At 42.9% G+C, this 23,360-nt stretch carries 24 protein-coding genes, 5 tRNA genes and 1 pseudogene; all 30 read right to left on the bottom strand.

Annotation, left to right across the window (positions count from 1 at the left end):
• Nucleotides 1–24: 24 nt before the first annotated feature.
• Nucleotides 25–795, bottom strand: coding sequence for an alpha/beta hydrolase (locus PHG87_05060; protein MDD5477550.1), 771 nt, complete (start codon nucleotides 793–795; stop codon nucleotides 25–27).
• Between the two features lie 277 nt (nucleotides 796–1,072).
• Nucleotides 1,073–1,842: pseudogene (locus PHG87_05055) on the bottom strand (polysaccharide deacetylase family protein).
• A gap of 102 nt (nucleotides 1,843–1,944) precedes the next feature.
• Complete coding sequence (locus tag PHG87_05050) at nucleotides 1,945–2,919, bottom strand: DUF6268 family outer membrane beta-barrel protein (GenBank protein ID MDD5477549.1); 975 nt, start codon at nucleotides 2,917–2,919, stop codon at nucleotides 1,945–1,947.
• A gap of 86 nt (nucleotides 2,920–3,005) precedes the next feature.
• Nucleotides 3,006–3,090: transfer RNA gene (locus PHG87_05045), tRNA-Ser, on the bottom strand.
• A 27-nt stretch (nucleotides 3,091–3,117) separates the two neighbouring features.
• Nucleotides 3,118–3,447 (bottom strand): hypothetical protein, encoded by a 330-nt coding sequence (locus tag PHG87_05040; protein MDD5477548.1) that lies wholly within the window; start codon nucleotides 3,445–3,447, stop codon nucleotides 3,118–3,120.
• A gap of 32 nt (nucleotides 3,448–3,479) precedes the next feature.
• Nucleotides 3,480–3,568 (bottom strand) — tRNA-Ser (locus PHG87_05035).
• Between the two features lie 12 nt (nucleotides 3,569–3,580).
• Nucleotides 3,581–3,667 (bottom strand) — tRNA-Ser (locus PHG87_05030).
• Between the two features lie 2 nt (nucleotides 3,668–3,669).
• Complete coding sequence (locus PHG87_05025; protein ID MDD5477547.1) at nucleotides 3,670–4,386, bottom strand: hypothetical protein; 717 nt, start codon at nucleotides 4,384–4,386, stop codon at nucleotides 3,670–3,672.
• Complete coding sequence (gene serS, locus PHG87_05020) at nucleotides 4,364–5,632, bottom strand: serine--tRNA ligase (GenBank protein ID MDD5477546.1); 1,269 nt, start codon at nucleotides 5,630–5,632, stop codon at nucleotides 4,364–4,366. The genes PHG87_05025 and serS overlap by 23 nt, the downstream gene beginning before the upstream one ends.
• A gap of 2 nt (nucleotides 5,633–5,634) precedes the next feature.
• On the bottom strand, nucleotides 5,635–7,089 hold the full coding sequence (locus PHG87_05015; protein MDD5477545.1) for an RtcB family protein: 1,455 nt from the start codon (nucleotides 7,087–7,089) through the stop codon (nucleotides 5,635–5,637).
• Between the two features lie 8 nt (nucleotides 7,090–7,097).
• Nucleotides 7,098–7,514, bottom strand: a complete 417-nt coding sequence (locus tag PHG87_05010) for an archease (protein ID MDD5477544.1) — start codon at nucleotides 7,512–7,514, stop codon at nucleotides 7,098–7,100.
• A gap of 27 nt (nucleotides 7,515–7,541) precedes the next feature.
• Nucleotides 7,542–7,614, bottom strand: a tRNA-Lys gene (locus PHG87_05005).
• A gap of 236 nt (nucleotides 7,615–7,850) precedes the next feature.
• Nucleotides 7,851–8,459 carry a penicillin-binding protein activator LpoB gene (gene lpoB, locus PHG87_05000; GenBank protein ID MDD5477543.1) on the bottom strand — a complete coding sequence of 203 codons (609 nt, stop codon included), beginning with the start codon at nucleotides 8,457–8,459 and terminating at the stop codon, nucleotides 7,851–7,853.
• A 16-nt stretch (nucleotides 8,460–8,475) separates the two neighbouring features.
• Nucleotides 8,476–8,931 (bottom strand): DUF1425 domain-containing protein, encoded by a 456-nt coding sequence (locus PHG87_04995; GenBank protein ID MDD5477542.1) that lies wholly within the window; start codon nucleotides 8,929–8,931, stop codon nucleotides 8,476–8,478.
• 12 nt (nucleotides 8,932–8,943) lie between these two features.
• Nucleotides 8,944–9,933, bottom strand: a complete 990-nt coding sequence (locus PHG87_04990; protein MDD5477541.1) for a CsgG/HfaB family protein — start codon at nucleotides 9,931–9,933, stop codon at nucleotides 8,944–8,946.
• Nucleotides 9,930–10,922 (bottom strand): PEGA domain-containing protein, encoded by a 993-nt coding sequence (locus tag PHG87_04985; GenBank protein MDD5477540.1) that lies wholly within the window; start codon nucleotides 10,920–10,922, stop codon nucleotides 9,930–9,932. Before PHG87_04985 ends, PHG87_04990 begins: the two co-directional genes overlap by 4 nt.
• A gap of 25 nt (nucleotides 10,923–10,947) precedes the next feature.
• Nucleotides 10,948–12,396 (bottom strand): hypothetical protein, encoded by a 1,449-nt coding sequence (locus tag PHG87_04980; protein ID MDD5477539.1) that lies wholly within the window; start codon nucleotides 12,394–12,396, stop codon nucleotides 10,948–10,950.
• 64 nt (nucleotides 12,397–12,460) lie between these two features.
• Nucleotides 12,461–12,534, bottom strand: a tRNA-Arg gene (locus tag PHG87_04975).
• Between the two features lie 23 nt (nucleotides 12,535–12,557).
• Nucleotides 12,558–13,277, bottom strand: coding sequence for a radical SAM protein (locus PHG87_04970; GenBank protein MDD5477538.1), 720 nt, complete (start codon nucleotides 13,275–13,277; stop codon nucleotides 12,558–12,560).
• Between the two features lie 165 nt (nucleotides 13,278–13,442).
• Entirely contained in the window at nucleotides 13,443–13,718 is a 276-nt protein-coding gene (locus tag PHG87_04965; GenBank protein MDD5477537.1) for a glycogen-binding domain-containing protein, read from the bottom strand.
• A gap of 58 nt (nucleotides 13,719–13,776) precedes the next feature.
• The gene (lpxI, locus tag PHG87_04960) at nucleotides 13,777–14,580 is read right to left on the bottom strand and encodes a UDP-2,3-diacylglucosamine diphosphatase LpxI (protein MDD5477536.1); all 804 of its coding nucleotides are present in this window, start codon (nucleotides 14,578–14,580) and stop codon (nucleotides 13,777–13,779) included.
• Nucleotides 14,581–14,584: 4 nt separating this feature from the next.
• Nucleotides 14,585–15,364 (bottom strand): acyl-ACP--UDP-N-acetylglucosamine O-acyltransferase, encoded by a 780-nt coding sequence (lpxA, locus tag PHG87_04955; GenBank protein ID MDD5477535.1) that lies wholly within the window; start codon nucleotides 15,362–15,364, stop codon nucleotides 14,585–14,587.
• A 2-nt stretch (nucleotides 15,365–15,366) separates the two neighbouring features.
• On the bottom strand, nucleotides 15,367–16,659 hold the full coding sequence (locus PHG87_04950; GenBank protein ID MDD5477534.1) for a bifunctional UDP-3-O-[3-hydroxymyristoyl] N-acetylglucosamine deacetylase/3-hydroxyacyl-ACP dehydratase: 1,293 nt from the start codon (nucleotides 16,657–16,659) through the stop codon (nucleotides 15,367–15,369).
• A gap of 60 nt (nucleotides 16,660–16,719) precedes the next feature.
• Entirely contained in the window at nucleotides 16,720–17,751 is a 1,032-nt protein-coding gene (lpxD, locus tag PHG87_04945; protein MDD5477533.1) for a UDP-3-O-(3-hydroxymyristoyl)glucosamine N-acyltransferase, read from the bottom strand.
• Nucleotides 17,752–17,757: 6 nt separating this feature from the next.
• Nucleotides 17,758–18,258 (bottom strand): OmpH family outer membrane protein, encoded by a 501-nt coding sequence (locus tag PHG87_04940; GenBank protein ID MDD5477532.1) that lies wholly within the window; start codon nucleotides 18,256–18,258, stop codon nucleotides 17,758–17,760.
• A 35-nt stretch (nucleotides 18,259–18,293) separates the two neighbouring features.
• Nucleotides 18,294–20,678, bottom strand: a complete 2,385-nt coding sequence (gene bamA, locus PHG87_04935; protein MDD5477531.1) for an outer membrane protein assembly factor BamA — start codon at nucleotides 20,676–20,678, stop codon at nucleotides 18,294–18,296.
• Between the two features lie 62 nt (nucleotides 20,679–20,740).
• A complete protein-coding gene (gene dnaB / locus PHG87_04930) occupies nucleotides 20,741–22,081 on the bottom strand; it encodes a replicative DNA helicase (GenBank protein MDD5477530.1) in 1,341 nt (446 codons plus the stop codon).
• A 76-nt stretch (nucleotides 22,082–22,157) separates the two neighbouring features.
• Nucleotides 22,158–22,610: a 50S ribosomal protein L9 gene (gene rplI / locus PHG87_04925; protein ID MDD5477529.1), complete on the bottom strand. Its 453-nt coding sequence runs from the start codon at nucleotides 22,608–22,610 to the stop codon at nucleotides 22,158–22,160.
• A 6-nt stretch (nucleotides 22,611–22,616) separates the two neighbouring features.
• A complete protein-coding gene (rpsR, locus tag PHG87_04920) occupies nucleotides 22,617–22,895 on the bottom strand; it encodes a 30S ribosomal protein S18 (GenBank protein ID MDD5477528.1) in 279 nt (92 codons plus the stop codon).
• Nucleotides 22,885–23,346 (bottom strand): single-stranded DNA-binding protein, encoded by a 462-nt coding sequence (locus PHG87_04915; GenBank protein ID MDD5477527.1) that lies wholly within the window; start codon nucleotides 23,344–23,346, stop codon nucleotides 22,885–22,887. The genes rpsR and PHG87_04915 overlap by 11 nt, the downstream gene beginning before the upstream one ends.
• Nucleotides 23,347–23,360 lie beyond the last annotated feature (14 nt).

Raw genomic sequence — 23,360 nt, 5'->3', positions numbered from 1 at the left:
TTAATGCGGTATTTGAATGAATCTTTATAATATATTGTTGTTAAGCAGAAACTTCATAATCTTCTCTTTGTAGGCATCAGAGACAGTGAACATATTGTCATCATGATGGCCGTCAAAAGGAACAAACTCTTTAGGAGGCGCGGCTTTATTAAAAATACGGCGCCCTTCGGAAAAACTTATAATTTCATCATCCATCCCCTGGACAAAAAGCTTTGGTATATGTATATTCTTAACCCTTGATAATGAATCGAACTTTTCAGAAACTAACCATTCTGTCGGCAAGATCCCGCCTATGTCTCCTACATATTCCTTAAGTGATGGAAAAGCGGCTTCCAGGATCAAAGCCGAGAGCTTAAAATGCAGGCATAAATCCGCGGCAACCGGCCCGCCTAATGATTTACCATAAACCACAATTTTGTCCTTATTAATATCTTTCCTTTTCACTAGGTAATTGTAAGCTGCCCGTACATCCCTGTACAAACCCTGTTCGCCTGGTTTTCCTGAGCTGTTTCCAAATCCTCTATAATCAAAGGTAAATATATTTAAGCCCATCTCGTTAAAAAACTTTATCCTTTGCAGCCTATCTGACAGATTGCCTCCGCGGCCAGCACAGAATAAAATAGTAATTTTTGTATCTTTTGCAGGCACAAACCAACCATTTAATGTCTCCCCGTCTTCTGTTTCAAAATAAACATCATCATAAACAAGGCCAATAGATTGAGGACTGATATCCACTTCCTTATCAGGTTGATATAAACCTCTCTCTTCAGTTAAAAGAACGACTACTTTTAACATAGCTATGATCGCAATTATAGTCAACACTATGATTATAAGGTTATTTTTACTGCACGCGTTTATAATGCCTGTTTGGGCTAGCTTCCTAAACATCAAGCTATCCTTTCTGTGATTTAAATAGAATTGATCTTGCTACTCCGCAAGAAAAAATCGGAGAGGCAGGGAAATAAACCCCCGACGCTCACAAGGCTATTATAATTAAGAAGTTATCTTAATGCAACCTATTTGGTATACAGTAATCGTACAGTTTTCGTTAACCATCGTCCTATCGACGGGTTTACTGGTGAGGTGTTTCCATTACAGGAGATTTAGCCTCATTGATATTTTTAATACCTAATAGCTGTGGTACCGTAACAAGCTGGTACCCTTTCTGCTGTAAAGATTCGATAATAACCGGCAGGGCCCTTACAATATTCCTGCGATTAGCTCCTTTGATAAGCCTGTCTCCATCGTGAAGAAGTATAATTGCTCCGTTTGTTACTCTGCTCAAAACATCTTTCTCAATAGCATCGGTACGTATTTCTTTACCTCCATTGTTACCAGTCACTGACCATTCGACTGTAACATAACCATGCTCTTTAACGGTATGATATATCCAGTTATCCGTTACTCCATAAGGCGGCCTAAACAAATGCGGCTTGGTATGTGTAGCCTTAAAAATAGCCTGTTCTGCTTTCTCAATTTCATATCTGATATGCGCCTTAGATTGGATCAACAAGTAAGGATGGTCGTAGGTGTGATTTCCAATTACATGGCCTTCTGCAACAATCTTTTTCGCAATATCCGGATAACGCTCAACATTCTTCCCTAATACAAAAAATGTTGTTTAATACCATGCTTCTTCAATATGTCTAAGATTTCTGATGTATAGGGCTCATTTGGCCCATCGTCAAAGGTTAAAGCGATCTTGGGCTGGTTTATGTCACCATGCCAATACACAAGACCTGCCTCATTACGTTTTTTATCCAGACCGGCATAGGCTTTATTTACGGATAAAATTAATACAATACTAAAAATCGCTAATGCAGCTATTTTAATTTTCTTCATAAACTCCGACGCTCACAAGGTAATTATAATCAACAGCTTATGTTAATGCAACTCATTTGGTATACAGAAATCGTACAGTCTTTTCAAGTTTCATCGGGGTGTTTAAATATTCATCTGAAGCCGGAATTCCGTGTATAAGCCGTTCTTAAGGTTAACTTTGCCGACTTTATCCGGATCGTAACCGAGATAACGTTGGAATAGCGCGCCTGTCGAAAAAGAGGCCTGGATGAATTTATTGAACGTATATTTCAACCCCGAGCCCAAGGAACCTGCGTGATACTCCAATATCACCTTCCCCTCTCTTTTATTCTTTAAGAAATATTCTTCGAAAGTAACGCCTCCTTCCGCAAAAATACTCCACTTATCGGAAAGTTTATAGGTAATATTGGGCTTGAGAGGTATTATGTTAAAGGTTAATTTGTCATCAGGGGCATAAATGAACCCTAAGATCGGTAATACCGGCGTATTGTTATCCGGATATTCGGATACCCCCGTGACTAATGTAAATTTATCGTTACGCTGCCATATCAGGATTACGCGGGAGGGCACCGTAAAAGACGAGCCGCGGAAATTCCAATTGGCCGTATACCATGATGGCTCAAGCTCAAGGCGTAAATAAGTTTTATAGAAATTGAAAAATGGCAGTGTGGTTGCCGCCTGAAACGAGAAAGCGGTTAGATGAGCCGGAAACTTGATTATGGTAGAATTATTTATATCGATTTGGGATAAGGAAACTATGAATTCAACGGGGAGTCCATTGGATGCTTTTACATCATAACTAAATTCAGAGGCAAACCTGTCTAAACTGATACTGCCTGACTGCGCTATTGCTCCCGAAGAGGGCATAAAACGGAAATAAGAATCGGCGGCCAGAGGAAGGTTTTCCTCTTCGCGGCTCTCTTTAGTTATTCCTTGCTTCAAATTCTGGCTATATTCTACTTCCTGCCCTGGCTGTGTATTTGGCGAGGCTTGCGGTCCGGCCTCAGCTAAATGTAGAAAACCAAAAATTAAACACGTGATAAACACATGAGGAAAAACCAAATATTTATTTATTGGATTGGCTCCTGTTTTTATCATTAAATTTAAGCCCGCTATGGCTCTTGTCGGGCCGTTTAACATGCTATTAGTATCTGAGGAGAAAATTACCAACAAGAGAAAGTTATCGGAGAGGCAGGGATTCGAACCCTGGGACCCTTGCGAGTCACGCGCTCTCCAAGCGCGCGCATTCGACCACTCTGCCACCTCTCCAAAATTTATTGAACCTAAATTAAAATATTACTTAAGAGAACTATCCGAAATAAGCGTTTCATGTGCTGTGTTGCTCGGCACGATTGTCTTAATACTATCTAAAACAATAAGACTTTTTGCTGCCTTAACCTCATTTTGAAGCTCAGCTACAAGAAATACCTTGCCTGCTATTTCAACTGTACCAAGGACGCGGACATTCTTTATCTTTGAAACTATCCCCTGAGAAAGCTGAACAGTAATATCATAATTTACATCTTTGGTTAAAGAAAATAACCCTTCTTCGGCTTGAGCCTTAAATCCACAAATCGGTGCCAAGAGTAAAGAAGCTAAAATACTAATAATCAGTATATAACGCATTCTTCTCATCCTTGATGATCCATAACATTAGTTGGCGGAGGCGGGAGGATTCGAACCTCCGAGGGCTTTCGCCCAACCGGTTTTCGAGACCAGCGCAATAAACCAGCTATGCGACGCCTCCAAAATTTTTATTCGGTGGGGCAGAGATTCGAACTCTGGGTGGACTTACGCCCACAACGGTTTTCAAGACCGCCGCTATCGACCACTCAGCCACCCCACCAATTATTTAAACAAGAAAAGCTGCTTAAAAACAGCGTAAAATATACTCTTGGCTATCTCAAAGGAGATGTTGCAGAAATTAACGAATGAAAACTTAGAAAAAATAAGGCTAAAGCCAAAGGCAAGCAAAGTGATATTTAGGATAAAAATAAATGAAAAACCGAAAATGTAATTTGCCTTTAAGAAATCCCCTTTTTTAGAACGAATAGTCTTGGCCGAAAAAGTTAAATGTAAAATCGAACTGAATCCAATCAAGAAAAGCGCGTATTCAATCAGCCAGTTGTCCTTAATTCCTAGCGATAACAGGCCATAAAGAATAAAAAACAAAATAGTGTAGATGGGCAATAAAAACGGCGCCACATTGACCATCGGCTTAAAGAAACTAAACATGATCTCTAAAAGCTTATGCCCTTTATTATAAATTATTACCGGCTCCCAGATAAATAAATAGACCGCTAAAAAAGTAATTGTCCCATTCCAGAAAATCTGCTGCAGGTATTTATCCACCTGCGCGAATTCATTCAGGAAAGACACAACGGATGAATAAACAAACGGCAGGATAAGCACTGCTAAAATAACTTTAACTAACCCAAAAAGCTTACTGGATAACCCGGATATCTTGCTGGAAAAATCTCCGGAAAGCCCGCCGCCAAAATCATTTTGCGCGGGGCCTTCTTTGCCTTTCGACGCTAACTTTTCAGGAAATTCTTTTTTGGCCATTTAAATATGGCTGTAGTATTTTAGGGATCAATACCGAGCCATCCTCCTGTTGATAATTTTCTAATATCGCTATCACTGTGCGGGCCAGGGCCACGCCTGAGCCATTCAAGGTATGCACAAATTCGACTTTTTTCCCCTCTTTGCGGCGGAACCTGATATTTGCCCTGCGGGCCTGGAAACTTTCAAAATTACTGCAGCTGGATACCTCAAGCCACTTATCGGCTCCGGCGGCATATACCTCCAGATCATAGCATTTGCTGGCGGCAAAACTCAAATCCTGCGTGGAAAGCATGGCCACCCGGTAAGGTAATTCCAAAAGCTGTAAAACTTTTTCGGCATTGGCTACCAGTTTTTCTAATTCGTCAAAAGAATCTTCGGGCTTAACAAATTTAACCATCTCAATTTTATCAAATTCATGCACGCGGGACAGGCCCCGGGTATCTTTGCCGTAAGAACCCGCTTCTCTTCTAAAGCAGGCAGTATAGGCGGTATAATAAATTGGCAGTTTTTCTTCTTCCAATATTTCATCGCGGAATATATTGGTTACCGGAACCTCCGCAGTGGGGATCAGAAAAAGGTCATCATCTTTTAATTTATACATATCCTCTTCTAATTTCGGCAGCTGCCCGGTGCCCAGCATCGAGGCGCGGTTAACCAAAAATGGCGGAAAAATTTCCGTATAACCGTGCTTGTCCGTATGCAAATCCAGCATAAAATTAATCAGCGCCCGTTCAAGTTTTGCCCCCCAGCCTTTAAAAAGAATGAAATTGGAACCGGTAATTTTAGTCGCGCGGTTAAAATCCACAATATCCAAATTCTGGCAAAGCTCGATGTGGCTAAGCGGTTTAAAATTTAATTTTCCGGGCTCCCCCCAGCTGCGCACAACTTTATTTTGGGAAGCATCGCCAACCGGTAAAGAAGCATGGGCAACGTTAGGAATATTTAAAAGCAGTTTATTTAACTGAGATTCCTTATCCTTAATCTGGGCTTCCAACTCACCGATACGCTTTGAAATCTCCTTCATTGAAGCGATTTTAGTTTTAGCGTCTTTCTTTTCTTTTAAAAGAACACCGATCTCATCATTGGCTTTATTGCGTTTAGAGGCTAATTCCTCAAACTCCGTCAACGCCTTACGGCGCTGGTCATCAATTTTAATAAGGCCATCAATGTCAATTTTCAGGGCGCGATTCTTAATCGAATTCTTGACCAGCTCCTGATTTTCTCTAATAAATTTTATATCTAACATTTTTATCCTTTAACTACGCCCAGCGGCCGCATCCGGCAGACGCGTTTTCCGATTCCGGCGTTGGCCACCACATCGACCACTTCATTTACATCTTTATAGGCCATTGGCGCCTCTTCGACGACGGTTTTACGGCCGGAAGCTTTCACTATTATACCTTTAGATCTTAATTCTTTCAACAATATATCTGCGCTGGTAGATTTGGCCGAGGCAGTGCGTGACATCAGCCGGCCTGCCCCATGACAAGTGCTGCCAAAAGTATCCTCCATTGCCTTTTGCGTACCCACCAACAAATATGAATTCCTACCCATATCTCCGGGGATAATTACCGGCTGGCCGATTTTTCTATACCTTTCCGGTATGGCCGGATTTCCCGGCCCAAAGGCGCGGGTGGCGCCTTTACGGTGCACGCAAAGATTTTTCTTTACGCCATCAACCTCATGCTTCTCGATCTTGGCGATATTATGGGCAACATCATAAATCAGAAACATTCCCAGTTTTTGCCAGGACAAACCAAATACTTTCTCAAACGCCTGCCGGGTTAAATGCATCAGACATTGGCGGTTTGCCCAGGCATAATTTGCCGCGCAGCGCATTGCTCCCAAATAAGCCTTACCTTCATTGGAGTTAACCGGCGCGCAAGCCAGCTGCCTGTCGGGAACATTTATTTTATATTTTGGTAAAATTTCGACCATCTTGCGCGCGTAATCTTCGCAAATCTGGTAGCCAAATCCGCGCGAACCGGAATGGATCATTACCATTACCTGGCCTAAATTCAGGCCCAGCGTATCGCAAGCCTCCCGGTCATAAAGTTGATCGATTACCTGCACCTCTAAAAAATGATTTCCCGAACCCAGGGTACCTGATTGGGCTTTGCCTCTTTGAAAAGCGCGCTCGGAAACCGCCTCCGGGTCTGCTCCCTGGATTGCGCCGTTTTCTTCAGTACATTCAAGGTCATCCTCTGTGCCAAATCCGTTTTCTACCGCCCAGCGGCTGCCTTTTAATAATATTTGTTTCTCTTCTTTGGTCCCTACTCTGATATTACCTTCAGAGCCGACTCCGGCAGGCACATCGGAAAACAAACGGTTAGTTAAATCTTCAAGCTTGTCTTTAACATCATCATACCCTAAATTAGTTTTTACTAATCTTACCCCGCAATTTATGTCAAAACCAACTCCCCCGGGTGAGATAACCCCACCCTCATCAATATCCGTAGCCGCAACTCCGCCGATTGGGAATCCGTAACCCCAATGAATATCAGGCATAGCCAGGGAATGTTTGACAATTCCGGGCAAAAACGCCACATTGGCCACCTGCTCTAACGCCTTATCCTTATAAATACTCTCTAACAGCTTTTCGCTGGCATAAATTAATCCGGGCACCCGCATTCCCGGTTTATAGCTTTTGGGAATACGCCAGCGGTAATCATCAATTTTTTCTAATTGGATATGATCGGGCATTTTGACTTTTAAACGTCAAAAATTACTTCTGCCTGCCAGTGAGAGTTAATTTTTTGGACTTTAAGCTGATGGTAGGTTGCCGCCTTGATCTCGACGCTTGTCTTATAATTCCTGTTGTCGGTTCCTGTGGCGACGGCGTCGACAAACTGCTCGTTGATCTGATTTATTTTGATATCTTCAAAGATAAGCGCCTCGGCGCAAGATAAGGACAATAACTCATTAAGCCAATTGACAAAAAGCTCCTCGACATTAGCTGCTTTTTGCGTAATGACAAATTTATGTTTTTCCGGAAATTGATTTTTTTGTTTTTTCGCGGAAAACTCGGTTATAGCCAGGCCGGCGCTCTTAAACAGGCCTTCCAGAGATGAGGATTTTACCCTGATGCCGATATCCGCGGTATGCTCTAATACTTCATAATTCTTCATCGGGTTTTTTTAGTAGAATGAATAAAATGGGCCATGGTGGAGTCGAACCACCGACCTTGACATTAAGAGTGTCCTGCTCTGCCAATTGAGCTAATGGCCCAAATAACGTAACTAGCGCTTTATCAAAGTATTACAAAATTGCCTTTTTGTCAACTATTTCTAGAATCGGCTCTCCTGACCAACTTGTATCTATGCGCTTGGCCAAGATATCAACTGCACTGGGAATTTTGCTGTTCTTTAAAAAGGTTATTTTATCATACTATTACAGATATCCCCACAAAAGTTGTGGGGATATCTGTAAAATAAAATATCTTTTTACGTAAATTACTATACAGCTTAGGTGCCAAAAACTGGGCGCTTGCTTACTTTCCTAATTTCCTTTTCGTCCGTCCACTCCAAAATTCCTGTAGAGATATTTTTCAGATTAAGAGTAAACTTATAATATACATCTTCCACTCTACCGCCATGTTGCTGAATTTCTGATATATTACCTGTTAACATATATTCAGCGCCTATCTGTTTACCAAATTGGACAGCTGTACTTTTATCTACTAGGCCGCTATCCTGTTGTGTTTTAACCTCATCGGTAGTTGCTTCATCGGTGCTGCGATCAATAAAACGAAACTTTCCAGATTTAACCAATTTTGCCCGTATAGAATCAGTAACGGATTCTGTATCAATGTGCTGCATTGTTTTATTCTTAATCTTATCTACGGTAATAACAGGCCGCCTTTGATTCGTAACTTCAACTATGGGCGGAAAAGTCAACAGGGAATCTACCATGGACGCAGCAATCTGCTGAAGGTCGGAAGAACTAAAATCAGTGGAAATTTGCTGTAAAGCTTGTGCATCGCCATATTGGACAACAGGTGCTGTTGCACATCCTGGAAAAATAAATAAACTTAGCCCAAGACTGCTGATTAATAAATATTTATTCTTTTTCATATCTGCTCACTCCTTCTTATTCTCTAAATCTTATTTCGATTTTAAATTCTTTTACGCTGGGATTAGGTGCTACAGCTTGCACGCTCTTGGTCTCTTTTCCATACAAGATTAGTGGTTGCCATGGCGAAGACTCAGATTCTACCTCTGAACTCTGAGAATTATACCACCTAAATTTATATTGTAAATTTAGAGTACTTAATGCTTTTGAAAATACTGTGACGTTCGCCTTTAATAAATCCCCGACAAAAAAGCTTTTTAAGTCTGTAATCTTAATATAATGGGCAAGCCAGTTATTATACACCACAACTCTACTTTCTTGCATATATCCATTAGGACCTTCTACTACATTAGCCGAACCTGCCATACCCGCAGTTCCACATCCATTCAAAACTTCTGCTAAAGCAAAAATCAGCACAAATAATCCAAGGAACTTAAAAATATTGTAATTTTTGTTTTTTGTAGTATATCCCATACAATCCCCCTTTTATTGAGTCCATTTTAAAGGCTTTTCACTTGAACCTGGCGTAAGAACATTTTGCCCTGTTGGTTGAGAATTATTCATAGCCGGTTTAACTATACAGCCACCTGTGACACCCAAATTTTCCCCTGTAAGATTAGCAGAACTATTTGAGCGTTCAGAGCGAAAAATAATAGCTTTACCGACTAGAGCCTCGTTTTTTATAAACCGGTTATTTTCTGCATCCTTTATGTGTTGAGTCGCAAAAATCTCAATTTCATCGCCATTTTTAAAACCCGCATCTTGGCCTCGGTTAATCAATACCTGTTGTCCTGTAACTGTTAAAATCGTTGGAGGACGTAAAGCACAAACTACGCTTTGGGTGAGTTTCTCTGCCATTTCCTTAGAAAGTTCAACCAAACCTTTCTCGCTAGACATCTCTGTTCCCAGGCGTACCATTTCCGCATCTAATCTTTTCTCAATCTGAATGCTCGCAATAGCAGGCAACATTTCTGCAGTCGTTGCGTCTACGATCTGCACAACAACTGAAAGATATAACTTTCTCTCTCTAGATACCCTGCCTATAGCAGCATGTTCTTGAGTTTCAACGATATCTTCAAAACCATCAATTTGGGGAAGAAATATATACTTAGCTCCTGTCATTTTCAAAACCTGTGCCGCATTTTTATCCCCAGGATTAGTTGCTACCGCAGCGAAAGCTTGTTCCAATTCTATATCGCTTTTGCGTTTACGTTCTACCATAAGAAATAATTCTGAAGCGCCTAAAGTATTTATAAGTTGTGACTCAATAGACTCTGCAACGCGTTTCAACTGCAAATTATAACCCTTGGCCTGCGCCATTTCCTGAACTGAAGGTTGAATCTGAATGCGGCCAATTAAAATCGTGTCTTTCCCTTCCTGACCATGTTCTTCCGCCGATACCAAAGGAATACTAACTAATAAAGATGAGCCCATGAATATTACTGCAAGGAACAACTTTTCTTTTAGAAATTTCATTTGTCATCTCCCTTCTTATCTTTTGTAACCCGATACAGCAGGCTATCTATATCTTTTTGTTCTTTCGCTCTTTCAAGACCCTCGCTAGACAACTCTAACTTTACATTGAGGGCCTGACCCGCATAAATATTTACAGTTTTCTCCCAGGTAGCAAAGCGCTCTTTTGAAATACGTATCTGATGCAATCCTGGGCTAGCCTTGAAATTACCTGAAGTCGAACCAATAGCCGCACCATCTAATTCAACTGTTGCTCCGTCAACATTACTTTTAATAGTAAAATTTACAGGTGGTAACTTTTGGGGTTCGGCTTTACGAATGTCGCCAATCTTCGTGGATATGCTGTCCGCCAACTTTAATGAGCCTGCATCTAGCAGCTTATTAATAATCTCACTCGATTGAATCTCAAGGCTTGGCAGATACGCCATGCGTTCAGAAACTGTAGCGATATCGGCAAATATGCTTCCCCCCTGAGATCCATCTAAAACTTTAATAGAAAGACGCAGAATGTAATCTGCGGCTTCTGTATTAGTGCCATAGATAGTGCCTTCTCCTTTAAATTTCTTATGCTCTTCACCGAAAGAAACAATGGAAACAAAAAGTAAATAGTCTGCTCCGATCATTTGAGATATTCGTAGCGCGCTGCCATCACTAATCGTCTCAACTGGAGCTTCTGTTTTTATGGCTTTAACGATATCCGTGAGCATCTTAATCGTATTAGAGAGACCGGGCTCAGCTACACGCGATTCTCTAAATTTAGCCAATACATCATTTTTGTCTATAACAGTAAGCCCTTTTTGCGTAAGACGGCTGGTGATTAAATCATTAAAGGTGCCTAACTTTTTCAGTAAAAATGAATCCGCTCGATTTTGAACAAAGATAGCAACTTTAATCTTAGAACCCAATTCTTTCTGATCAGGCTCAGCAGCAAAAACCGATGTAAATAAAAATGCGGCCATTAAAAGCGCAGCTAAAGTGTATTTTTTCATCATCTCAGCCTCCATATAACTCTATACCCTATAACATTACCTTAGAATATAACTTATTTCCAGCACGAATTATATAAACGATTGTTTTGGTTTTTTCCTTTATATTAACATTTAATGCGGTATTAGCATCGGATTCTTTATGGAAGATATTAAACTGGTGTTCCCCTGGAGAAAGATTTAAACGCATAATCTGTACATCAGCAGGGAGCGTAACCCAACTGCGCAAATCGGCATTCTCGCTAAAAACATTGTAAACACTAGCAGCTAAAGAACCTAGCCATCCGCCTTGTTTTTCAGCAACTTTTGCCATTGAAGCCTTTGCCCCGGCCCGGATTAACTGACGAATAGTGACAACAGGAACTTTTTCCTTTAATGATTTGAGGGCTAGCGCATTAAGATTGCAAATCGGCTGGGTCTCTCCAAGCATATTGCCAAACTCTTGAATATATAATCCAGCAGGATTAAACGGTCTTATATTATATATGGGAAAAGCCACGGCAATAAAATTAATCGTTTGGAGTGAAATTGGAATAGGAATTTTTATTTGTTGTTTTTGGGCTACGAAATCATCATCGAATAAAACAATCAATTCTCCGCTATTTTTAGGAACAGATTGTTTAATTTCAAAGGCTGCTGGATAAAGAGACTTGAATTTATTTAAGTCTGAGCCCATATTAAGTTGCCTTGCCAGACGTATAGCGTCCTTTTGGAGATATATATTGTTAGGAAAGATTTCCAGCGCTTTTTTATAATCGATATAGGCATCGTTGGCCTGACTTAAGGCCTCATATATAACTCCTGATAAATAAAAAGTGGCAGCATTCTGAAAAGAACTTTTAATGCCGCCTATGGCAGCATCCATTTGCGCGTAAGCATTAACTACCGCACCTGGTTCTTGGCCAGATATGTTCTGTTTTCTAGCCGATTCCTGCGCGCGCTCAATTTCCTGCTCATGTAATTTGAGAGCATTCTCTTGCTCTGCGTTTGCAAGGCGTATCTCAACACCGGCATTTTCGACATCATTCTGCGCAAGATAGTTTAAGGCCTGAAAATGATGCAGCATTACACGCTCATACCCATCTCCCTTATAAGGGATAGTATTATCGTTTACGATAACACTTGATGCTTGCGCTACGGCACCGGAAGCACTCATGACGGCCTTCTGGTCAGATTCTTTAATTGCTTGGATCGCGGATTCAAAACTCTTCTTACTTCTAACAAAATCACCTTGAATTTGTGCAATGCGTCCCATTTCCGTTAAATAAAGAATTTTATCGCTAGAATTTATTCTACCGTTAAACTGCCTTGTAAGATCAATTGGCTTACTGTTTCGCATATCATTTATCATGGGATTAAGCTGGGAGGAATACGAATTGAAAGTGCTTGTTGAAGCGCAACCCGAAACTAAAAGAGATAGGCAAATTACCCCTAAATAAATCAATAAGCTGCCCTTATTCTGATAATCCCATATTATCACTGTATCTCCTTGATTTTAAATATGATTTATTATACGCCCCCGTCTAAGATAGTCAAAGGCTTTATGCGCCTGGCTGGGGTCGAACCAGCAACAATCAGTTCCGAAGACTGATGCTCTATCCAGTTGAGCTACAGGCGCGCAATATAGGCTGGCGCAAATTCCTAAACAATCTCCGCCTTATCCCCTAAGAACTCTTTTATCTTCTCTAATTTTGCCCTCTCGACGGGAAGAACGTTTTTCTCGGCGGTTGAGCGCACCGGAGAATTAAGCTGGATTTTATCCGGATTGATGCGCTGGATTATCTTTTTTAATTCCTCGATATGGCCAAAATCATCATTGACCCCGGCAACCAGCATGATCTCAAGCCAGATCTTACCGCGGAATTCTTTTTTTAAAGCAATTAAGCCGTCGATAATTTCATTTAATTTTATAGCCGTATCCGGCCGGTCGATCTGTTTAAAGATTTGCGGGTCAACCGCATCCAGAGAAGGAACAATTAAATCCGCTTTCAAAATCCCCTTACGCACCAAAGGATCCCCCAGAAGCGCAGAATTGGTAATTACAGCGATGCTTGCGCCGGTAATCGCCTTTACCTGATCGATCAGTTCCCCGATGCAGGTATTTAGCGTCGGCTCGCCTAAACCGGAAAGAGTGACGAATTTTAGCTCTTTAAATTCTTGGGGATTATTTTGGATCCAGGATTTTAACTCAGAGATAATTTCAGCTGGGCTGGCGTATTCTTTTCTTTCAGCAACAGTTTTGCCGACAGAGCCCCATTGGCAATAAATACAATCCAGATTGCATATTTTATTAGGGCTTAGGCTTAAACCTAAGGAAAGCCCCAGCCTGCGCGATTTTATCGGGCCGTAGATATATTTCATAGTTGGATAAGTTTGAGCACCATAAGTTTTAATCTAGCGAAATACTTGTGAGCGTCGGCGAACAAGTAAGAGGGCGCTACTTAATAAGCAGCGCCCTAAAGTAATCATTCCCGCTATGAATGGCAGGGAATGATTAGCTTGATAATTAATGATGAAAAGGTTAACTTATTTAACCTCAACTACAGAGTTATGCGAACCCAGCGAATTGGCTACGCAAGAGGTGCAACGGGGGTCATTTGTCCAATTTTCATCAACGACAAATTTATACTCATACCTGCCCGGCTTAAGGGCTACCTTTGCCAACCAATTACCCTTGCTGTCTTTCTTGGCAGATAATTTCTTGGTATCCCATTTATTGAAACTTCCGGCAACCATAACCTTTTTGGCCCCAGGGGCATATAACTTAAACTCCGTTGGTTTTGTTTCAGCTGTCCGTGGCATGTTTCCCTCCTTTTTGTTATATCATTCTTGCACTACAAAGAGCCTCTGTCAAGAAATTTTATACCGCGACAATGGAGATACCCTTTTTATCCGCCAGCCGGATGCTTTCTTCTTGGTCGATAAAAAGTGTTTTGCCGGCTTCAAACGCCAGGCACCTGGCTTTGGCCTTGGTCAGATTTTTTATCGTATTTAAGCCGATAACCGGAATATCAAAGCGCATGTCCTGCTTGGGTTTACTTACCTTAACGATTACCATCCTGCCGCGGCTGATTTTGCCTGCCCGGCGAATCAAATTATCCGTCCCTTCAAAAGCCTCAACGGCAACTATGGTCTTGCTTTTTACCGCCACCGTCTGGCCGATATCTAAACTGGCCACCGCCTTAGCCAAACTTAAACCGAAATAGACATCTTCCCAGGTATTAAAATCCGGCTGATGTTTGGTCAGCGTGCCTTTTTTAGGCAGATACTCTTCGATAAATGTCGTTGAGTCTAAAAGAGATAAACCGGCTTCTTCCAATTTTTGCGCCACCGCCCCGAATAATGTATCCGTCTTTTTGTCTTTTAGGCTCTCTAAAATCTGTTTTAATTCCGGGCTTTTATTAATCTCTTTACTGAATAATCTGTGCGGGCTGATTTGTCCGGCCATGACCACGCCCTCTACTGCTTCGGATTTAAATATCTCAAAGATTTTCTGAAATTCAGGCAGGCCGATCCAGTATATTTTATCAACCAGTTTCTTTAGTTTGGGCGAGGTATCGCCTTTAATGGCAATAGCGACAATTGAACAGTCTTTTTTGCGGGCCGCGGCGGCAAAAAGCAGGGGGAATTTTCTGTTTCCGGCAATCAAACCGATCTTTGGCATTAATTTAGCGACAGGAGCGGGTTAAACCGCGCTCAGAGTTTTTAGTGAAATTAACCAGATAAGTTATCTCTTGGCTTTTCTCCAGTTCTTTTTCTACTCTTTCAACGGCGTGCTTTACGGATAATCCGGAATTAAAGATCATTTTAAACGCTTGATCAAGCTGTTTGATGGACGCGTTGGAAATGCCTTTACGCCTTAAACCGATAAGATTCAAACCGTAGACGCGCGCCGGATGCCCATCGCAGGTAGAAAACGGGGGAATATCCTGGACGACTTTAGAGCATCCTCCGATAATTGAAAGCCTGCCAATGCGCACAAACTGATGTATGGCCACTATCCCGCCGATAACCGCGGAGTCTTCAATGGTGACATGGCCGGCCAGGGTGCAGTTATTGGCCAAAACACACCCGCTGCCAACCTGGCAATCGTGGGCGACATGCGAATAAGCCATCAGTAAATTATTGTCACCGATAATTGTTTTTGCCCCTTCTTTTGTCCCCGGATTAAGCGTGCAATACTCGCGGATAATATTATTGTTGCCTATTTCTAAGAATACTTTTTCACCTTTGAATTTAAGGTCTTGCGGCCGGCTGCCGATGACGCTTCCGGTAAATATTTCACAGCCGCGGCCGATAGCGGTGTTTCCTTCGATTACGCAATGCGCGCCGACTTTGGTATCGGCGCCGATACTGACATTATCGCTGATTATGCTAAAGGGGCCGACCGTTACCCCTGATGCTAATTTTGCTTTCGGAGAAACTATTGCTGAAGGGTGTATCTGCATAATTAATCCTCTACCAAGGCGAACATTAAATCGGCTTCGGCGACCACTTTGCCGTCTACCAATGCCTTGCCATGCACCAAGCCGATCTTTGAGCGCATCTTTCCGGCCTCTACTTCAAAAACCAATTGGTCCCCGGGAACAACTGTTTTTCTGAACTTGGCGTTATCAATGGCCATAAAAAACGCCAGCTTCCCCCGGTTCTCCTCGCTGGCCAGCATCATTACCCCGCCAACCTGGGCCATCGCCTCTAAAATAAGCACCCCCGGCATAACCGGACGGCCCGGAAAATGGCCTTTGAAAAAATAATCATTTATGGTTACGTTTTTAATCCCGACTGCCCGCTTGCCCTTTTCCAAATGGGTAACCCGGTCAACAAACAGGAACGGTTGGCGGTGCGGTAAAATCTTCATAATCTCGTTAACATCCAAGACCTCTTTCATATCCGCAGCTCCTTGTGTTTTTATTCTTTGCTCATGGATTTTCTGGGCGATCTTGAGATTCAAAGAATGCCCGCTTTTTATGGCGATCACGTGGCCGTAAATCGGACAACCGGCTAAATAGAGATCGCCGATTAAATCCAGGATCTTATGCCTGACAAATTCATCCTTGAACCTAAGCTTATTTTTAATTACCCCCGCGGTGCCGACGACCAGGGTATTTTCATAATTGGCCCCCAGGCCTAAGCCCTGATTTTGTAATTGCCGGGCTTCGCTCTCCATGCAGAAAGTCCGCGCCGGAGCAATCTCTTTCTTAAAAGACTCCGGGTTAACCGCCACCTCTAAAAACTGCGACTCAAGCAGAGGATGGTCATAGTTTAAGGTGTAGGAAACCTTAAACTCTTTAGACGGCAAGATAGTAACGGAACTTGGGCCTTCCTGGATGCTTATGGGCGCCTTAACCGTATAAATATATTTTTGTTTTTCCTGTTGAGCTATCCCGGCCTTTTCCAGGGCCTCGACAAAACCGCTGGCGCTGCCGTCTAAGCCAGGGAGCTCATTATTATCTATCTGGATATCAATATTATCAATTCCTAAGCAGGATAATGCCGCCATAAGGTGCTCGACAGTCTGCACCTCTACCTGGCCATTTCCGATGGAGGAGCGCCGGCTCAATTTCTGCGCCAGCAAAAATTCCACATTGGCCTTTATCCTGGGAGCCGCGGGAATATCTGTGCGGATAAAAGTTACGCCGCTATCTGCCTCTGCCGGCTTAAGGGTAAGATTAACCTTATTGCCCGTATGGATGCCAATACCTTTAAGCTGAATTTCTTTGGCGATTGTCCTTTGTTTTTCCATTTTATACTTTCGCGGCTATCGCCGCTCTAGTATCAATCCTGACAAAATTAAGGGATTGATTTATTTTAATTTAGCTTCCAGCTCTTCAATCTTTTTCTTTAATTCCTTAACCAGATCAAATAGCTTAGGTAAGTTCTGAAGGCTGGCGTTTGCTCTCTGCGTAGTCATAAAAGGCCGGGCCGGATAGCCTGAGACCATCGTATCCGGTGGAACGGATTTTGCTACTCCGGATTGGGCGGTTACAATGGCGTTATTACCGATATTGATGTGGCCGACCAAACCGGCTTGGCCGCCTAAAGTCACATTATTACCGATAATCGTGCTGCCGGATATACCTACCTGGGCGACGATAAGAGAATTTTCACCGATAACTACATTATGGGCAATTTGGACAAGGTTATCGATTTTAGTTCCCCGGCCGATAACCGTCTTATCAAAACGCGCCCGGTCAATGGTAACATTGGCGCCGATCTCAACATCATCGCCGATCTCAACTGTCCCCACCTGAGGGATCTTATGGTGCAGCCCCTTAATCGTAGCGAATCCAAACCCATCCGAACCGATGACTGTGCCGGAATGAATAATTACGCTTCTGCCAATACTGATGCGTTCGCGTATGGAAACATGCGGATAAATTAAAGTATTGTCGCCTATTTTTGTATGGTGGCCGATATAACAGCCGGCGTAAATTATGGCGTTATCTCCTATTACAACATTATCGCCGATAACCGTATAAGGCCCGATAGCCACGTCTTTGCCTAAAAAAACATCCTTGCCCAGGACTACGGTATAATCTATGTTCTTGGGATGCCCTACTTCATCAGGCATGAACATAGAAATAATCTTGGTAAAAGCCAGAGAAGGATTTTCAATTAAGATTACCGGCTTGGTAGTTTTCTGCGCCTCAGCTGAGGTAACAATCGCCGCGGCCCGGGTCTTATCCATAAGCGAGTTGTATTTGGGATTGGCCAGGAAAGTAATCTCCCCTTCAGCCGCCTCTTTAATTCCTGAGGCCCCGGTAATCAGGATATCGCCGTCGCCGATAACTTGTCCGCCGATAAGTTTGGCTATTTCCTTAAGTGTTTTCTGCACTGCCTATTACTTTCCTTTATTCAAAATATCAATAATCTGGCTGGTAATGTCCAGAGTTTTATTTTGATAAACCAACACCCGGTCATTAAAAACAAAGGTGTACCCTTCTTTTTCGGAATATTTCTTAACCGCTTCCTCGATATCTTTAAGGATCTCCTTCATTCTTTCATCCTGCTCTTTACGCAGTTCAGTCTGCTTCTGGCGGTCATAATCCTGAAAGGCTTTCACCTTATTTTGAAGGTCATCTTTTTTTGCTTCTCTTTCTTTGTCATTAAGTAAATTCAATTTATCTTGAAAGGCCTTAAGGTCGGCCACTTTTTTGTCACGTTCTTCGGTATAAGCCTTTTCTTTATCGGTTAAAGTTTTATCATATCCTTTGGTCTTGCTATATTCACTGAAGGTGCGGCTTAGATCGATATAACCGAGCTTATCCGCGGCCTGAGCGCTTGCGGCAAATAAGACCAAACCAAAGATTGCCCCCCACAAAACTACTGCTGCCTTTTTCATCTTTCCTCCCGTTTTGATTAATAATTTTTTATTTATTAAAACCCGTGGCTGGCGCTGAAGTTAAATCTGCCGCTTTTCTTTCTGTCTTCGCCGGATGCCTTATTCATGGGAAAACCATAATCCAGCATTATCGGGCCAATCGGGGTTTTAATTCTTAGGCCTAAACCCACGTCAGATTTAAATCCTCCGCTGTTGATAACTCCGTTGGCATTTTTAGAAGAACCAATATCGCCTAGTTTTTCCCAAACGTTACCTACATCATAGAATGCCGCTACTTTTAAAAAAGCAAATAATGGATAAGTATATTCGATATTTCCCACCAACATAGAATTGCCGCCTAAAGGATCATTTGATTTGGAATCAACGGGGCCCACTTTTCTTTCTTCATAACCTCTTAAACTGTACGCGCCTCCGGCAAAGAATCTTTCATAAATAGGAAGGCTGCTGGAATTACTGAATGGATCTGCCAAACCTACCCTGCCTCTAAATTCCAGCACCGCGTTATACGGCATAGGCATAAAATGCGAAGCCTGCCCGGAGAACTTCCAGTAATTCTTGTCGCCGGCAAGCGGGCCTCCGGCAAATTCCATTGCCCCGGTAAGATAATTACCTTTTCGGGTATCAAAAACATTATCCCGGCTATCATAGGTCAAAGAAGGAGTAATACTGCTGATTACATTCGTGCCCTCCTCATTTAAAAGAGCATCTGAGGCGGGGGTATTAATATTTGAGATTTGTATCTGATCCAAACGATAGGTGATATCTGTACGCAGATACTCAGAGATCTCCTTGCCTAAACGCAAATCCCCGCCGGTTACCTTCTCATCATAACCATATCCTACATCGGTATCCCGCTTATGGTCGCGCCGGTACGCATCGAAGCCGAAAGAAACCGGATAATCGAACATCCAGGGTTCGGTAAAACTTAACTCCGCGCCATTACTCAAATTGCCGATAGAGGCGCGCACCTTTAAATTCTGCCCGGCGCCGGTAAAATAAGGCCAATTCCTCCAGTCGAAGTTTTTCTGCTCGACCTCCACAAAACCGATGAACTGATCAACCGTGCTGTAACCGCCGCCGAAGCTGAATGAGCCGGTCTTGGTCTCTTTTACATCTACCAGCAGGTTCTTTTTATCCGGTTCAGAACTCTCCTCGGTATCATAGCTTACTTCATCAAAATATCCTAAATTTGTCAGCCTCTCCTTGCTGCGCCGCAGTTTCTCTCCGTCAAATTTTTCTCCGGGATGGATCCTCAATTCCCTGCGGATAACCAGGTCCTTGGTTTTAATGTTACCCCGGATTTTAATCTTATCAACATAAACAATTTGATTTTCAGTAATCGCGTAAGTTATGTCCACCCTGCCGCTGTCGGCATTGACTACCGTGGACTCCTGGACAACCGCGGAAATATATCCCCGGTCAAAATACAGGCCCTGAACATTGCTAATATCCTTCTTCATCGCCTCCTGGCTGAAAACTTTTCCGGGAATACAGTCGCTTAAGCGGCTTAAGATCTCTTTTTCGGTAATCTCCTTATTGCCTTTTACCATAACCGAGCCTACCAGGTATTTTTTTCCTTCATTAATCTTGATGGTAATAAAAAGCAGGTATGTTTTTTTGGCATCGGATTTAACTCCGTAATCTACCGCGACATCGGTAAAACCTTCGCGTTGATAAAAAGACTTGACCCGCGCGATATCTTCCGTCAGCACTTCATCTTTTAAAACTCCGGCATTAAAAAACCAGGCGCGCTTGGTCTTCAGCAGTTTCAGGATGCGGCCGCTGGAAAAAGTTTTATTCCCCTGGATAATAATATCTTTAATGCGCACCTTCCTGCCTTCGACAACAGTAAATACTATCTTCGCTTTATCCTTCTGGGCATCGACGTCAACTTTATAAGTAATCTCGGCCTGGCTATAACCCATTTTTTCATACATCTTTTTCAATATATGGACATCTTCGGTAAGGCTGGGATAATCTAAATATTGTGTTTCGCGGGATTTAAGCTGCTGCTTTATTTTATCATCCTTCATGGTAATGCGGCTGATTCCGGAAAAACTGATCTTCTCGATAATCGGCCTTTCGACAACGCTGATAATAACCTTCAGGCCGTCTTTATAATCCTGCGTGTCGATTTTAATATCGCTAAAAAACCCCAGCAGGTAAAGCCTCTTCAAATCATCACTGATAATATTTTCCTGATAGGCGCTGCCGATGCGCGTCTTCATCTTAGAGATAATCACATTGGTACTGATCGATTTATTGCCGACAACTTCCATGGCAGTGACATTTTTGACAGTTACCGGGGCGGCCGCGGGAGGGACTGCGGGTGCGGAGACAGGTTTTTCTTCAGCCAAAACTATGGATATTGTGCTAAAGATAAGTAGAGGTGCTAAAAGTACCGGGATTAATTTACGCAAGGATTCTCCTAGATTAAAACTTATTGTTTATTATATAAGAATGGACGGCTTTAATCAAATAATTATTCAATCCTGGACAAATTATCGAACCTGGTGAATTCCTTGATAAAAGCTAACTTCAAAGACCCCACCGGGCCGTTACGCTGCTTGGCAATAATCGCTTCGGCGATTCCCTGGTTATCGGGAGAAGGATTATAATACTCTTCCCTTAAGATCAGCACGACTACATCGGCATCCTGCTCGATTGCTCCGGACTCCCTTAAATCCGAAAGCTGCGGGCGGTGGTCCGTGCGCGATTCAACCGCCCGGGACAGCTGGCTGATGGCAATCACCGGGACATTTAATTCCCTGGCCAAAGCTTTAAGCGAACGCGAAATTTCCGAGATCTCCTGCTGCCGGCTTTCCATATTCATCGCCGAGCCGCGCATTAACTGCATGTAATCTAAAATAATTAATTTTATATCGTGATGGGATTTCAGCCTTCGGGCGCGGGCGCGCAGCTCCATGACCGAGATTGCCGGAGTATCGTCAATAAAAATGGGGGCTTCCGAAAGCTTTCCGGCAGCCGCGGTCAGGCGCGGCCAATCGCTGGTCGCCAGATATCCGGTCCTCACTTTATGCGCATCCACCCGGGCGTGCGAACAAAGCATCCTTTGCACCAGCTGCTCTTTGGACATCTCTAAGCTAAAAATCGCGGTGGGTATCTTTTCAATCACTCCGGCATATTCGGCGATTCCCAGGGCAAAAGCGCTTTTTCCCATTGAAGGCCGGCCGGCAATAATCACTAAATCCGACGGCTGCAACCCGGCGGTCTTAATATCAAAATCCACATAACCGGTGGGTACTCCGGTAACGTGCGCTTTATTCTGATAAAGCCTGTCAATTGTTTCAATGCTATCCTTGATAATTTCTTTAAGGTGCAGATAGGTGCCCTGATTTTTCCGGTCGCTGACTTCAAAAATAAGCTTCTCGGCGGTATCCACGACCTCAGCGATATTCCCCTGGCTTTCATGGCAGACAGTAATAATCCTGGTGGAATTATTAATTAAGGTCCTTAAGATATATTTTTCACGCACGATGCCGGCATAATGGTTGATATTGGCGGCAGTCGGAACAGCATTGGCTAAAGAGGTAAGATAGCTTGCCCCGCCTGTTTCATCGAGTGCCCCATCCTTCTTTAAGGCATCGGTCAGGGTGATCAAGTCTACGGCTTTATTGGCGTTATAAAGATCCATTATTGCCTGGAAGATTTTCTTATGCGTATCTTTATAAAAACACCCGGCGTCTAATTTTTCGGCCGCCGAAGATACCGCCTCTTCATCCAGAAGCATGGATCCCAATACCGCCATCTCAGCTTCCAGGTTCTGCGGAGGCAGCTTGTCTAAAACTAATTCTTTTAGCATGTAACAACCTTTTTAAAGTTTATAAGATACTTAATCCCTGTTCGCTGACGCTCACAGGGACTGCGCTAGATAAAAACTATATGGTGCTTGTTTTGACTACCCATAATTTAAGTTTAGCGGTTATTTCCGGATGCAGTTTTACCTGAATTTCATAAATCCCTAAAGATTTTATCGGCTCAGCCAAATCGATAATGTTCTTATCGATAGAAAAACCTTCTGCTTTTAAGGCCTCAGAGATATCCTGGGCGCTGATGCTGCCGTATAAATTTTGGTCATCCTGAGCCAGCGCGGAAATAGTTAAAGAAAGTTCGACCAAGCGATCCTTGACCACAAGCAATTCTTCTTTGGCTTTAGCGGATTGGGCGTTCCTTGCCTGTTTCTCTTGTTCTAATTTCTTAAGGCTGCCGGCGGTAGCCGGCTTGGCTAAATTATGCGGGAAGAGAAAATTCCGGGCAAACCCCTCTTTAACCTGGACCACCGCCCCTGCCTTGCCGATTTTTTCTACATCCTTATTTAAAATTACTTCCATCTTGATTTACCGTGTATAGGGAAGTAAAGACAGGAACCTGGCCTTATTAATTAACTCCCTAATTCTTCTTTGGTGCCTGGCGCAATTACCGGAAAAACGGCTGGAATTGATCTTGCCTTTTTCGGTAATAAAGACTTCCAGTCTTTTTATATCCTTATAATCAATACTGCCTAATTTATCCGCGCAAAACCGGCAAAATCTTTTTCTCACCGGGCCAAGCGCGTCTTTCTTTTTCTTCAACAGCTTCTTTTTATCTTTGTCAAAACCCCTGGTCTTAACCTTCATGCGCTTCATCCTCGCTTTCTGCTAACCATGTTGATTCACTAGTGGGCTCCTCAGCTAATGCCTCAGGCACGGCCTGAGTATGTATCGGGCTCACTTGTTCCTGCGCCTTAGCCGCCCCGCCCGGAGCACCCATAAATTGAACGCGCTCTGCCCTGACTTCGATTACTGATCGCTTTGCCCCGGTATTATCCTCCCAGCTGCGCGACTGCAGCCTGCCTTCGACAAAAACACTGCTTCCTTTATGTAAATACTGGTTGCATGTTTCGGCCTGCTTATTCCAGACTACCGCGGTTATAAAACAAACCTCTTCTTTTAACTCCTGGTCTTTGGTGCGATATTTGCGGTTTACCGCCAGGCGCAGGTTAGCTACGGCTGTGCCCTGCGGAGTATAACGCAACTCAGGATCTTTAGTAAGATTGCCCATCAATAAAACTTTATTATAGCTGGCCATATAAATCCTCCTAA

The sequence above is a fragment of the Candidatus Omnitrophota bacterium genome (assembly GCA_028716245.1).
Classification (GTDB): domain Bacteria; phylum Omnitrophota; class Gorgyraeia; order Gygaellales; family Profunditerraquicolaceae; genus UBA6249.
The sequence above is the reverse complement of the archived record's forward strand: the minus strand, read 5'-3'. Positions and strand labels throughout refer to the sequence as shown.

Bases quoted from the DNA above. Each gene is read 5' to 3' on its own strand.
- PHG87_05060 (MDD5477550.1), bottom strand. From the start codon at position 795: ATGTTAAAAGTAGTCGTTCTTTTAACTGAAGAGAGAGGTTTATATCAA.
- PHG87_05050 (MDD5477549.1), bottom strand. From the start codon at position 2,919: ATGATAAAAACAGGAGCCAATCCAATAAATAAATATTTGGTTTTTCCT.
- PHG87_05040 (MDD5477548.1), bottom strand. From the start codon at position 3,447: ATGCGTTATATACTGATTATTAGTATTTTAGCTTCTTTACTCTTGGCA.
- PHG87_05025 (MDD5477547.1), bottom strand. From the start codon at position 4,386: ATGGCCAAAAAAGAATTTCCTGAAAAGTTAGCGTCGAAAGGCAAAGAA.
- serS (MDD5477546.1), bottom strand. From the start codon at position 5,632: ATGTTAGATATAAAATTTATTAGAGAAAATCAGGAGCTGGTCAAGAAT.
- PHG87_05015 (MDD5477545.1), bottom strand. From the start codon at position 7,089: ATGCCCGATCATATCCAATTAGAAAAAATTGATGATTACCGCTGGCGT.
- PHG87_05010 (MDD5477544.1), bottom strand. From the start codon at position 7,514: ATGAAGAATTATGAAGTATTAGAGCATACCGCGGATATCGGCATCAGG.
- lpoB (MDD5477543.1), bottom strand. From the start codon at position 8,459: ATGAAAAAGAATAAATATTTATTAATCAGCAGTCTTGGGCTAAGTTTA.
- PHG87_04995 (MDD5477542.1), bottom strand. From the start codon at position 8,931: ATGGGATATACTACAAAAAACAAAAATTACAATATTTTTAAGTTCCTT.
- PHG87_04990 (MDD5477541.1), bottom strand. From the start codon at position 9,933: ATGAAATTTCTAAAAGAAAAGTTGTTCCTTGCAGTAATATTCATGGGC.
- PHG87_04985 (MDD5477540.1), bottom strand. From the start codon at position 10,922: ATGATGAAAAAATACACTTTAGCTGCGCTTTTAATGGCCGCATTTTTA.
- PHG87_04970 (MDD5477538.1), bottom strand. From the start codon at position 13,277: ATGAAATATATCTACGGCCCGATAAAATCGCGCAGGCTGGGGCTTTCC.
- PHG87_04965 (MDD5477537.1), bottom strand. From the start codon at position 13,718: ATGCCACGGACAGCTGAAACAAAACCAACGGAGTTTAAGTTATATGCC.
- lpxI (MDD5477536.1), bottom strand. From the start codon at position 14,580: ATGCCAAAGATCGGTTTGATTGCCGGAAACAGAAAATTCCCCCTGCTT.
- lpxA (MDD5477535.1), bottom strand. From the start codon at position 15,364: ATGCAGATACACCCTTCAGCAATAGTTTCTCCGAAAGCAAAATTAGCA.
- PHG87_04950 (MDD5477534.1), bottom strand. From the start codon at position 16,659: ATGGAAAAACAAAGGACAATCGCCAAAGAAATTCAGCTTAAAGGTATT.
- PHG87_04940 (MDD5477532.1), bottom strand. From the start codon at position 18,258: ATGAAAAAGGCAGCAGTAGTTTTGTGGGGGGCAATCTTTGGTTTGGTC.
- dnaB (MDD5477530.1), bottom strand. From the start codon at position 22,081: ATGCTAAAAGAATTAGTTTTAGACAAGCTGCCTCCGCAGAACCTGGAA.
- rplI (MDD5477529.1), bottom strand. From the start codon at position 22,610: ATGGAAGTAATTTTAAATAAGGATGTAGAAAAAATCGGCAAGGCAGGG.
- rpsR (MDD5477528.1), bottom strand. From the start codon at position 22,895: ATGAAGGTTAAGACCAGGGGTTTTGACAAAGATAAAAAGAAGCTGTTG.
- PHG87_04915 (MDD5477527.1), bottom strand. From the start codon at position 23,346: ATGGCCAGCTATAATAAAGTTTTATTGATGGGCAATCTTACTAAAGAT.